Consider the following 11,530-nt stretch of genomic DNA (forward strand, 5'->3'; position numbering starts at 1 on the left):
CCGCCGACCCCCTCACCCGCCGCGAGCGCGAGGTCGCCGCGCTCGTCACCCAGGGCCTGTCCAACCGGGAGATCGCCGAACGGCTCGTCATCTCCAAACGCACCGTGGACGCCCATGTCGAGCACATCCTCGCCAAGTTGGGCATCACCTCGCGTACCGAGATCCTGGCCGCGGCACAGCCCGAGGGCACCAAGTCGGCGTAGGTACCCGGTACCTACGTACCCCCTCCGCGGCCCGCGCCGACGCCTACGTGCACCGATATCGCCACCGATCTACGGGAGTTCACGCCCCCCGCGCCCGGCCGACACCCCAAGCTGGTCCTACCGCCAGGGGAACGGGAAGTGTCGGAGCCGGCAGTGTTGGTCAACCCCACGGCTGTCATGGCAAGGCATCCGTCACCGCACCTCCCCTGGCGGTATTCGCGTAGGGCTGCCCCTGTCGGCGGGGGCAGCCCTCCTCAACGGGCCCTGAGATCAGCCGCGTTCGGCCCGCTCGTACATCGTCTTCGCCGTGGCGCCGAGGATCTCGCCGTACATCTTGGTCGGCGTGAAGCCGTCCAGCGAGCTGTTGACCGAGACGAGGGTGCCCTGCCCGGTGGTCTCCTTGAAGTCGGCCAGCCACGGGCCGCCGCTGGAGCCGCCGGTCATGTCGCAGGGGATCATCCGCCGGCCGTTCTCCTTCTTCTCCGTGCCCACGCAGCGCAGGAGTTCCTCGCCGAGCTGCGGGTGGGTGGCGGGGTAGCCGAAGGACGAGATCTTCCCGCCGACCGCCCGGTCGAAGGCGACGGGCGTCCCGCCCACGACATCGGTGAGCCTACGACCGCTCTTGTCCGCGTCGACGACCATCGCGGCCACGTCGTTCGTACCCTCCTCCGCGAAGGCCCGCGGAGTCAGCACCGTACGGACCGCGAAGGCGCCGTACGGCTGCTTGCCCTTGCTGTAGGCCGGGACGAACACCATCGACATGTTGGTGTTGTCGGGCGAGGCGGAGCGCCGGACGCAGTGCCCCGCGGTCATCACCACGGAACGGTTGGCGCTCTTCACGGCGGTGGCCGTGCACCAGGTGTCGGAGCCCCCGGCGTTGACCATGAACATCCGCCCCACGGTCTTCAGCTGTGGACCGGTCCACGTCTTGGTCCTCGGCCCGGTCGGCCCCAGGTCCACCGACTTTCCTACGGCCTTGATGCGGGCCGGGGTCCAGTAGGCGAGGGCGTCCTTGCGTTCCTGGGCGGTGAACGAGAAGGAGGACACCGGGTCGGGGGCGGCGACGGCCCTGTCGGCCCCGGAGACGGCCGTGGCCGAGACCGGGACGGCGAGCGCGAGGGCCGTACCGGCCACGGTGAGCGCCGTGGCACGGCGGCGGAGAGCTCGGCTCCCGGTAAGGGGGCTGTCGAACATGGGGGATGTCTCCTCGGCTGATTCAAGTGGGCCCGGCTACGCGCAGTCCAGGAGAGGTGGATCCGGCGATCCGGGTTGCGTCGTCGGGTCGGCGGCCGTCTCGCGGAGGAAGGTGAGGAACTCCCCCACCGTGCGGTTCCAGAGCCGGCGTTCCACCAACGCCGTGTGCCGGCGGGCGAGTTCGTGATCGTCGCCGTAGACGAACCTGACGACGAGCGGGCCCCGGCACTCGCGGATCTCGATTCCGCTCGGCTGTATCTCGTCCGCCGAGTGCAGGCCCACCGCGATGCCGATGATCTCCCGGACCAGCGCGCCCGCTCTCCTGAACGCGCCGTCGGACGAGGTGTGCCACACCACCTCGAAGTGCTCGTGCGCGGGCGCCCCGGGATCGGGCCTCCGGTTCACGCTGTTCGATGTACTGGACACACCTGCGTCCTTTCTGCGCGGCGGGGAACTTCGCGGCACGGACCGCCTAGTTGAGGGCGTCCGAGGGGTTAGTCAGCCAGTAGCTGGTGGTCAGCGAGCTGTCGATGTACACGCCCTTGCTGGGCAGCGCGACCTTGACGCCCGAGCCCACGAAGTCGAGCGCGCGGTTCTGGAAGATCACCGAGAGCGTCTTCGCGGTGTAGCCGCCTGAGCCGCTGCCGTCGGCGGCGGAGAGGAGGACGCCCGCGTAGCCCGACTGTCCGGGACGGAGCGTGGTGACCGCCTGCGGCTGCGTGTCCTCGTCGACCGGGGGGACAGACTGGGCGTCCGTGAACCGCAGGGCCGGGTAGCCGTACAGGTAGCAGGTCTTGGAGCCGGTGTTCTTGACGGTCAGCAGCAGGTGGTTCAGCGGACGCGTCACGGTCTGCGCGGTGACCTTGGTGTTGGCGCCGGTGCAAGTGACGATGCTTGAGGCCGACTTGGACCCGGTGGGCCCCTTGGCGGTGGTGCTGCCGCCGCCCGACTTCGAGGTCACGGCCGCGTCCGTACCGGAGGCCGCGGCCTCGGTGCCGGAGTCCGCCCTGGTGCCCCCGGTGTTCCCCTCGGGCGTCGCGGTCGAGGAGACGCCGTTGTCGGCGGCAGCGACGGTCGGGGTGCTCTTGGCCCCCGTGTCCGTGCTGGTTCCGCAGGCGGTCAGTGCGAGTGAGGCGGCCGCGGCGATGGTCGCGGTGAGGAGTGCCGTACGGCGGCGGAAGACGGTGTCGGACATGATCGGGTTCCCCCTGGGTGCGGTGCTGGAAGGCGAGCCACCGGGTTCGTGGTGGGTCTCGCTGCGAACAACCGCAGCTTGCGCGGCAATCCGTCCCAGCCGCCAGGACAGTCGGGGGAAACGGAAAGCTGGAACGCTCACACAGGGTCTGGCCTGCGGGAACGTACCGTCCCTGGAACGCTGGGGTGGGACGGGCACCGGCCGTTGGAGCGGTCCAGCCGGTGCCCGTGCCGCACGCTCAGCAGTAGAGGTTGGCCCCCGGCGTGGTCCCGAGGATCGAGGTGAACCGCTGGTAGGCGTCCACCCGGCTCTGCACCTGGGCGGGGTTCTTGCCGTCGCACTCGATCGAGCCGTTGATGCTGCGGATGGTCTGGCCGAAACCGGCGCCGTTGACCATCGCGTTGTGCGGGGTCATGCTGCCGGGGCCGGTCTGGGTGTTCCAGTACCAGAGCGCGGTCTTCCAGGCCACGGCCGAGTCGTTCTGCACCAGCCACGGGTTGTTGAGCAGATCGATGCCCAACGCGTCCCCGGCCGCCTTGTAGTTGAAGTTCCAGCTGAGCTGTATCGGTCCGCGCCCGTAGTAGGCGGCCTGACCGGCCGGGCAGCCGTACGACTGGCTCCAGTCGCAGTACGTCGGGTAGTTGGCGGTGTTCTGCTCGACGATGTACACCAACCCGCCCGTCTCATGGCTGACGTTGGCGAGGAAGGCGGCGGCCTCCTGCTTCTTCGTGGTGTCGCTGCCGGTGTTGGCGAAACCCGGGTAGGCGCTGAGGGCGGCGGTGAGACCGCTGTACGAGTAGAAGGAGTTCCGGCTCGGGAACATCTGGTTGAACTGGGCCTCGCTCACCACGAAGTTGCCCACGGGCGTGCCGGAGCCGTCGCAGGCGTACGGCTCCCAGTACCAGGTGCTGATGACCGGGTCGTAGCCCGGGTTGTCGTGCTCGGCGATGTACGCCTTGCCGTCGGTGTAGCGGACGATCTGGCCGGTGACGTACGACTGGCCGGCCACCCAGTTCGGATAGCTGGAACAGGAGGCGGCGGACGCGCCGGCGGCGGGGAGGACCACGGGCGTAAGGCTACCGAGGACGAGTGCGGTCAGTACTGCGGCGATACGGCGTCTCGACACAGGGTTCAACTCCTCTGTGGAGCACGGCCGTCCCCCGCCAAGGGCAGGGGGAAGCTGAGCCTTTGCGCGCACGGGCCGGTCGGGCCGGTCACGGCGTGGGGGGGGGCGGCCGTGGTGGGGGATGACGCCACCCACTGAACCGCATTGGTATGTACCAGTCAAGGGTATAGACCAGTCAACCCCACACCCGGACCGCCGAGTTGCGACCGGCCCGCGCTACGTCGGCCTGCCTCACCTGCGCAGAGTCGTCACCTCCAGAGCCGGGTCGCCGGCAATCTCCGCCGGGGTGAACCGTTCCATGACCCACTGCTTGCGCGAGAAGAGACGGGTCTGGTCCGAGAAATGGGGCGAGGCCGGGTTCGCGGACTGGCCGTAGGTGAGCAGGGTGTGGGCGCGCGGGCCGCCCGGGGTCAGTTCGACGGTCATCAGGAAACTGGTCCCGAAGGCTCCGGCGGTCGGGGTGCCGGTGCCCGAGTCGGGGCCCGCCTCCACGACGTCGAAACAGCCCGCGTCGCAGCCGGGCAGCGGGATGCCGGCCCACTTCTGTACGGCACCGAGTTCGACGTCGACCGGGAGGTCACGGGCGGCGAAGTCCTGGACGGCGTCGGCCAGGGCGCGTTGGACGCGCGGGTCCTCGCCGTTGAATCCCCTTGGCGTGGTGAGGGGTTGGGCGGGGTCGTAGGGGACGCGGCGCCAGGTGTCGGGCGGCCCGCCGTCGAGGAGGCGGTTGTAGAAGGAGGCCCAGAGCACGATGCCCCGGCTGGTGGTGTCGGCGCGGGTGTCCCAGCGGGCGAGGGTTGTGCAGGCCTGTGTCACGTCGACCTGTGTGCCGTCCGTGGCCGTCAGGCTCGGGTGGGCGCGGCACATGCCGACGATGTCGTCGCGGCCCGTCTCGGCCGACCGGACGCGGTTGCCGAGCATCGAGTCGCGCAGGGTGCTTTCGGTGAAGCCCGGTGCACCCAACCCGTCGGTACCGTCCCGGCGTTGGGCGATCATGTCGAGTCCGAGCTGGGCCCGTCCGTCGAGGCGGGGATCGGTGTCGTACACGCCCGGGAGACCGGTGATCGGCGCCTCCGGATTGACGTACTGCGGGCCGTTGTTGGAGTTGGCGACGTAGTCGGTGCGGCTCAACTTCGGCTGGTGCGAAGGGCCGTAGAGGCCGGGCACGAGCGCGTCGGGGTCACTGCCCCAGGCGCAGGCCGACGTGGAACCGTCCAGGGCGGCGTTCTCCCCGTCGTCCGCGACGGTGCAGCGGTCGAGTTGGGCGTCGGTGAGGTGCGGGACGGCCGAGGAGTCGGTGAAGTACGTGCCGCCGCTGCTGTCGGCCGCGAGGGTGTAGGTCCAGGGGATGCCCTGGAACGTGTCCTGGGCGGCGCGGAGTTGGGCAAGGTTCTGGGCTTTGCCCATGGCCAGCCAGGTGTTCATGGAGCGCAGGTTGTCGGTGTTGGCGTCACGGATCGCGTAGGCGGTCGTCGTGGTCCAGCCGGAGGAGAGGACGGGCCCGAACCGCGAGGAGTACAGGGTCCGTTGGACGGTCGAGAGCCCGCCGTCCGCGTCCCGGACGGTGACCGGGACCGTACGGCGTTCCATCGGCACGACCTTGCCGTCGAGCACGTAGCTGGTCGGGTCGCCGGGCGCGAGCTTCAGCACGTAGAGCGAGGCGTGTTGGGCGTCAGTCGCCGTGTGCGTCCAGGCGAGGGTGCTGTTGTGGCCGATCTCGACCAGCGGGGTGCCGTAGAGGCCGGCGCCCGAGACGTCCAGGGTGCCGGGGATCGTCAACTGCACCTGGTAGAAACGGAAGTAGCCGACCGCCCAGGGAAGATGCGGGTTGGCGAGGACCATGGCGTTGCCGGTGCGGGTGACGTCGCGGCCGAGGGCCCAGCCGTTGCTGCCGATGTCGGGGGCGGCGGGCTTCACGGACGGCACGCCGGACGCAGCGCTGGGTGCAGTGCCGGATGTAGTACCGGACGTAATGCCGGAGTTGGTGCCCGAGTCGGTGGAGGCCGTCGGGGGCTTCGCGTCGCCGATGTCCGGGACAAACGGCACCGTCGCGGTCACCCTGTTGAGGTCGTAGACGACGCTCCACAGGTCGAGCGCTGTGATCGGCCGCACCCAGGGCTTGCCCTTGCAGGTCGGGTCCGGGAGGTGGTCGACGCCCGTGTCGCGGAGATAGCGGTTGTATCCGGCGGCGTATCCCTCGACCATGCGGCGCAGCTCCGCCGTCGGCCCCAACGGCGCCTTCTGCGCGAGCAGTTGACGGACGGTGCCCGAGCGCAGCTGTCCGGCGTAGTACGTGTCGCTCGCGAGGTTGGAGCCGCCCACCTCACCTTCGCCGGGCTCTCCGCCGGACCCGAAGAACCGGGACCGCTCACCCCTCAACGTCACCACGTGGTCGGCGAGTTCGCACACGTTGTCCTGCGCGAACGCGTACCCGTATCCATATCCGAGCCCGTCGAAGTCCTGGGCCAGGATGTGCGGTACGCCGTACTCGGTCCGGCTGATCCGGACGGTGTGCCCGCCCTCGGCCACCGTCTTTCCGCCCGGCGCCGACCCCGTCAGGGCGGACGAGGACGCGGGGAGCAGCGCGACAGTGGCCGAGGTGAGACACAGGACGGCCGCGACAGCCGCCAACCTGCTTGCTAAGGAACGTCTATGACGCTTCGTCAGTTCTCTGGGTTCACCCATGGCCGCCACTTTGCAGGCAGGACCGAGGCGACGTCATCGGGCCTCCGGCGGATATCCGGGCGGCCTGTCAGTCTGGGGGTGTACACCTTGAGGCGCTGCTACGGCTTGTAGATCTGCCGCAACGTGGCGATGGCCATGGCGAACTGGCCGGACTCATTGGGGTGCGCGGCCGCGGTGTTCGCGGCGGGGGTCAGCGACTCGACCCACCGTTCCTCACGCGGTTGGCACATGTCGTGGCCCACCGTCGCCGTGTAGGTGTCGGCGTAGGACGCGTGCACACCCTCGGCCGTCGCCTGGCGTCGCAGCGCCTCGTCGGCCCGCTTCGTGGTGTCCCGCAGATAGGCGAAGTCGCCCTTGGCGAAGGGGACTTCGGCGCAGCCGCCGCCATTGTCGGGGAAGAGCGCGGGGTACCCGACGACGATCACCCTGGCGTGCGGACTGCGTCGCCGGATGTCTGCGAGCACGTCGTGGACGCGCCCCTCCATGGTGGCGACGCGGTCGGCGAGTACGTCCTTGCCGTCCACCGTGAAGTACTGCTTGCAGGGAGCGCCTTCCCGGTCCGTCGCGGCGACGCGGGCGCAGGTCGCGAGCACACCGCTGAAGCCGACGTCGTTGCCGCCCATGGTCAGGGTGACGAATCTCGTGCGGGCCGTGAGTGCGTCGGCCTGGGCTGGCTTACCTCCCTTGGGGTTCCAGTAGTCGTTCGTGGTGGCGCCGCTACAGGTCACGTCGTCGAACGTGTGCCCGCGCCCCACCGTCGAGGCGAACTCGGAGATCAGGCTGGGGTAGCTGCCGGTCGTACGGTCGCACTCCTCGTCCTTCACGCCGGCGAGTCCGGCCCCGGAGGCGTAGGAGTCGCCGAGCGCCACATAGGCGGGCCCGTCGGTGGGGGCGGCCGACGCGGTCGGCGCGCTCAGGGTGAGGACGACGGCCGAGGAGGCCAGGATCGATCCGAAAGGGGACACAATGCCTCTTCGTTCTCGGGGAACTGGACAGGCGCCGGCCGGTGCCGCGAGAGAGCTGTCGCTTTCTCGATGCGATCGAGCCTAGGGTCGGGGCGGGGCGCCGGCCTCGCGCTACGGAACGACTGCCGCGTGCAACCAAAGTTGGAGAACACCCCGGAGGCGATGGCCCTGATCACCCTCGATCTGCACCCCTACTTCCGCAGCGATCGCGACATCGACACGGCCCTGCGCCAGACCCTCTTCAAGGCCGCCGCCACCGGGGTCGACACCGTCCAGATCATCCCGGGCAAGGGGACGGGCCAGCTGAAGAAGCGCGTGCTGGCGGTGCTGGCGCAGAAGCACATCAAGAAGCTCTACGCCCGCGTGGAACAGGATCCGACCAACGCCGGCCGGATCCTGGTCCACCTTCGCTGACTAGCTGTTGACCATTGGCTGTCGGCTACTGGCTGTCGGCTATTGGTTATTGGCCGAAGCCGTACGAGAACAAGTGGTCCGTGCCCGTCGAACCCGTCACCGGCAGCGTGATCGACGCGACCTGCTTGGACGGGTCCAACGGGACCTTCGCGGCGAAGACGTAGGTCTTCACGTTGTCCCGGCCCCCGCTCCCGGTGTTCCGGTAGGCCGTCGTGGCGGCCGTCGTGTCACCCGGGATCGGTTTGCTGGAACCGCCGTTGAGGGTCCAGTCCGGGAAGACGACCGTCCCCTGGGAGGTGGTGCCGTCGGTGTAGGTGACGGTCACCGCGCCCGAGACGCCGCTGCCGTCGGTCGGGGCGTTGGTCGCCGCGCCGAGCAGCCCGAGCGAGGCACCCGACGTACCGGCCGGCATCGAGATGGTCTGGCCGGCCATCTCCAGGTTGTCCAGCTGACCCGAAGTCACCGTCGGCCAGGTGTAGTTGATGCCATCGACCGTGAGGGGCGAGCCGCTCGTGACGCCCGCCGCCGCCAGCGCGTTCTGCGAGAAGGCCCAACCGCCGCCGTCGAAGCCGCCCGAGAAGGTGGCACCGTCGGGATAGATGCCCTCGTTCGTGTTGTACGGCCACAGCGCACCGGCCTTGGCCACGGCCACCCGGAGGGTCGCTCCGGCCAGCGCCACACCGGAGTTGTGGTCGGTGAGCGCGAACGTGACCGGGAACAGCCCCTCGTCCACGCCCGCCGTGACGTGGACCTTCGCCTCGGCACTCCCCGCGGCGGGCACCGTCAGCGAGCCGGACGCCGTGTCCAGCGTGACCCCGGAGGGAGCCGTCGCCTTCCAGTCGACCGTGACGGCCGCGCTCCCGAGGTTGGTCAGGTCGAGTGTGCCGTCACCGGCCGAACCTGGCTGGAGCACAAGGCCGTTGGAGGGTCCGGTCGCGGCCAGCACCCGGCCGCCGCCCGTGGTGTCCGACGGCGGCGCCGCCGAAGGGCCGGACGCCCAGGCCGTGTTGGGCTGCGTGCCGAGCGTGAAGTCGGCGGTGCCCGCACTCTGCAACTGCTGGTACGTCAGCCAAGAGGTGTTCCACGCCTTGCCGTTGACGTCGAGCGACTGCACGTACGGCGCGTCAGGTGCGGCCTGCGGTGCGTTGATCCGCACCGTCTTTCCGCTGCCGAAGGTCACCTTGGCCGCCGGGAACGCCGGGCTGCCGAGCGCCAGGGTGTCCGTGCCCGGGGTCTCCGGGTACATGCCGAGTTCGGACCAGACGTACCACGAACTCATCGCGCCGAGGTCGTCGTTGCCGAACGAGCCGACCGGTGCGTTGAAGTACAGCTTCTGCTGCGCCTCGCGGACGGCCGCCTGCGTCTTCCAGGGCTGGCCGGTGTAGTCGTACTCCCAGGGGATCTCGACGCTGGGCTCGTTGCTCAGGTCGGCGTCTGTGTTGCCGGGGGCGGTGATGTCGTCGAGCAGGCTGTCCAGGTACGACGAGTACGCCGTGGCGCCGCCGCGGGCCTGGATGAGCTGTCGCAGGTTGAACGGGACCATCGGCGTGTACTGGGCGGAGGTGCCCTCGACGAAGCCGTTGGAGGTGCCGGGCGTGAAGCCGCCCGCGAACTGGCCGTCCTTGTTCTTGCCCTGCATGTAACCGGTCTGCGGGTTGAAGACGTTCATCCAGTCCTGGGCGCGGGTGGCGAACTTCTCGTAGACGGACGTCTTGCCCAGCGACTTCGCGAAGGCCGCGATGGCGTAGTCGGCGGAGTCGTACTCGAGTTGGGTGGAGACGGGGCCGTAGAAGTTGCAGCAGTTGTAGTCGTTCTCATCCAGCGGGAGGTAGCCCTTCGCGTCCCGTACGGACTCGCCGGGGCGGTCGTTGTTGGGGACGGTGGCCTCGTGCTGGAGGGCCGCGAGGGCCTTGGCCGTGTCGAAGCCCGTCGCGCCGAAGGCGTACGCGTCGGCGATGATGCCGGCGGCCGGGTCACCGACCATGACGTAGCTCTCGCCGTTGTTCGAGGCCCACTTGGGCAACAGACCTGTCTGGTCATAGCCGTTGAGCATCGAGGTGACGACGTCGGCGGTGACCTTGGGTTCGACCATCGCCATCAGCTGGGTCTGGGAGCGGTAGGTGTCCCAGCCCGAGTAGTTGGCGTACTGGGCCTGTTGCCCCTTGGCGAGCTTGTGGACCTGGTTGTCCATGCCCATGTACTGGCCGTTGTCGTCGGAGAAGACGTTCGGGTGCAGCAGCGCGTGGTAGAGCGCGGTGTAGAACTGCGTCTGCTGGTCGGTGGATCCGCCACCCACCTGGATCTTGTTCAGTACGCCGTTCCAGGCGTCGTGGTTGGCCTTCTCGACCGTGCCGAGGTTCCAGTTCTTGATCTCGGAGGCGAGGTTGTTCGCCGCGCCCGCGTCACTCGTGTACGAGATGCCGACCTTCGCGCTCACCGTGGGGTTCGCGGTGGTGTCGAAGGTGAGGTACATGCCGTTGGCGCCGGTCGTGGGAGGCTGGGCGGCTCTCGCTTTCGCTGTGGCTTTGGCTGTGGCTGTGGCTGTGGCTTTTGGACCGGTCCCGTGGATCGTGGGGGCGGGCTTCGCCGGGACGGTGAAGTGCTTCTCCTTCAGCGGCGCCGACTCGGTTGCCTGCGGGGCGAGTTGGGCCTTGCCGACCTTCAGCGACTTCGCGTCGGGATTGATGGTGCTGCCGACCCAGGTGCCGCTCGCGGTGAACGGCTGGTCGAACTTGATGTCGAAGTGCAGCGTGTACCTGTTGCTCGCGCCGCAGAAGTGACCGGTGTCGATCGCGCCGCTGATCTCTTTGTCGTTCACCACCTGGACGCGGGTCCCGTCCACCTGCGTGGCACCGCCGCTCAACTTGAAGAGCAGGTTGGCCTGTTGACCCGCCGGGAAGGTGAAGGTGCCGAGACCGGCGCGGGTGGTGTCGGTCAGCTCGGTCTTCACCCCGTTCACGTCGGTGACCTTGTAGCTCCCGATACCGGCCTGCTCGTCGGCGTGGCCGAAGCCGACGGACGTGCTGCCGAGGTCACCCGACAGCGAGCCGGTCACCGGCAGGATCGGCAGGTCGCCCGCGACCGGGCAGCCGGGTCCCGAGATGTGAGTGAGGCTGAAGCCGGAGAGCTTGTTGTCGTCGTACTCGTAACCGCCGCCGTCAGGACGGTCGGGCGTCGTGTCGGGACCCCACTGCACCATGCCGGCCGGCATGTCGGGGCCGGGGAAGGTGTCCACCGCACCGGAGGTGCCGATGAGGGGGTTGACGAGGGACGCGGGGTCCGTCACGAGGGCCGGCGTCGCGGAGTTCGCGGCATGGGCGCTGCCGATCGCCGTCAGCGGAAGGGCGGTCAGGCCCAACACGCAGACCACGGCGAGGCGTTGACGGAATCTGATGCGGTCACGTGGCACGGCTGAACGTCGGGGTCTCACCATCGGTCGCCTCCGCAGCGGTTCGTGCTTCGCAGATCAGGTGGCGGCGTACCGGTGAACACCGGAACGCCGGCGACAGGCAACAGTTCCTGGTCGCTTCCACGGCCTGACAACGTTGCCATGCACGAATGTCGAGTGAAACGCGTGCGCTGATGGTGTGTCAACGAGGTTGGCAGGAGTTTGGGGTGGAGTTGGGCGGCTCGCTGAGGAAGGCGCTGGAGCTGCCGGAGGGCGCCGCACCGCGCGTTGTCATCGACCTGCGCCTCCACGCGCACCCTGCGTGTCCTGGTGCTCGGCCTCGGTGCGACCGTCCGCATC

Annotated in this window: 9 protein-coding genes; 2 read left to right on the forward strand and 7 right to left on the reverse strand. The window is 69.1% G+C overall.

What is annotated here, in order from left to right; genetic code table 11:
- Positions 1–203, forward strand: a 203-nt coding sequence (locus ACNFOC_RS42090; RefSeq protein ID WP_416964296.1) for a response regulator transcription factor, incomplete at its 5' end; no start/stop codon positions are given.
- A 270-nt stretch (positions 204–473) separates the two neighbouring features.
- Here the strand turns inward: ACNFOC_RS42090 and ACNFOC_RS42095 are convergent.
- From ACNFOC_RS42095 to ACNFOC_RS42120, 6 genes are all read right to left on the reverse strand, one after another.
- Positions 474–1,397 carry a trypsin-like serine peptidase gene (locus ACNFOC_RS42095; protein ID WP_416964297.1) on the reverse strand — a complete coding sequence of 308 codons (924 nt, stop codon included), beginning with the start codon at positions 1,395–1,397 and terminating at the stop codon, positions 474–476.
- Positions 1,398–1,433: 36 nt separating this feature from the next.
- Positions 1,434–1,823 (reverse strand): hypothetical protein, encoded by a 390-nt coding sequence (locus ACNFOC_RS42100; protein WP_416964298.1) that lies wholly within the window; start codon positions 1,821–1,823, stop codon positions 1,434–1,436.
- Positions 1,824–1,869: 46 nt separating this feature from the next.
- Positions 1,870–2,592 carry a DUF4232 domain-containing protein gene (locus ACNFOC_RS42105; RefSeq protein ID WP_416964299.1) on the reverse strand — a complete coding sequence of 241 codons (723 nt, stop codon included), beginning with the start codon at positions 2,590–2,592 and terminating at the stop codon, positions 1,870–1,872.
- A 238-nt stretch (positions 2,593–2,830) separates the two neighbouring features.
- Positions 2,831–3,718 (reverse strand): glycoside hydrolase family 19 protein, encoded by an 888-nt coding sequence (locus ACNFOC_RS42110; RefSeq protein WP_416964300.1) that lies wholly within the window; start codon positions 3,716–3,718, stop codon positions 2,831–2,833.
- 231 nt (positions 3,719–3,949) lie between these two features.
- Positions 3,950–6,403, reverse strand: a complete 2,454-nt coding sequence (locus tag ACNFOC_RS42115; RefSeq protein ID WP_416964301.1) for a penicillin acylase family protein — start codon at positions 6,401–6,403, stop codon at positions 3,950–3,952.
- A 98-nt stretch (positions 6,404–6,501) separates the two neighbouring features.
- A complete protein-coding gene (locus ACNFOC_RS42120) occupies positions 6,502–7,368 on the reverse strand; it encodes an SGNH/GDSL hydrolase family protein (protein ID WP_416964302.1) in 867 nt (288 codons plus the stop codon).
- A gap of 129 nt (positions 7,369–7,497) precedes the next feature.
- On the opposite strand from ACNFOC_RS42120, the gene ACNFOC_RS42125 reads away from it, so the two are divergent.
- Positions 7,498–7,782, forward strand: a complete 285-nt coding sequence (locus ACNFOC_RS42125) for a Smr/MutS family protein (protein WP_416964303.1) — start codon at positions 7,498–7,500, stop codon at positions 7,780–7,782.
- A 46-nt stretch (positions 7,783–7,828) separates the two neighbouring features.
- On the opposite strand, the gene ACNFOC_RS42130 is transcribed toward ACNFOC_RS42125, so the two are convergent.
- Positions 7,829–11,191, reverse strand: coding sequence for a lectin (locus tag ACNFOC_RS42130; RefSeq protein WP_416964304.1), 3,363 nt, complete (start codon positions 11,189–11,191; stop codon positions 7,829–7,831).
- Positions 11,192–11,530: the final 339 nt, after the last annotated feature.

The sequence above is a fragment of the Streptomyces colwelliae genome, assembly GCF_048158785.1.
GTDB lineage: Bacteria > Actinomycetota > Actinomycetes > Streptomycetales > Streptomycetaceae > Streptomyces.

Bases quoted from the DNA above. Each gene is read 5' to 3' on its own strand.
- ACNFOC_RS42095 (WP_416964297.1), bottom strand. From the start codon at position 1,397: ATGTTCGACAGCCCCCTTACCGGGAGCCGAGCTCTCCGCCGCCGTGCC.
- ACNFOC_RS42115 (WP_416964301.1), bottom strand. From the start codon at position 6,403: ATGGGTGAACCCAGAGAACTGACGAAGCGTCATAGACGTTCCTTAGCA.
- ACNFOC_RS42105 (WP_416964299.1), bottom strand. From the start codon at position 2,592: ATGTCCGACACCGTCTTCCGCCGCCGTACGGCACTCCTCACCGCGACC.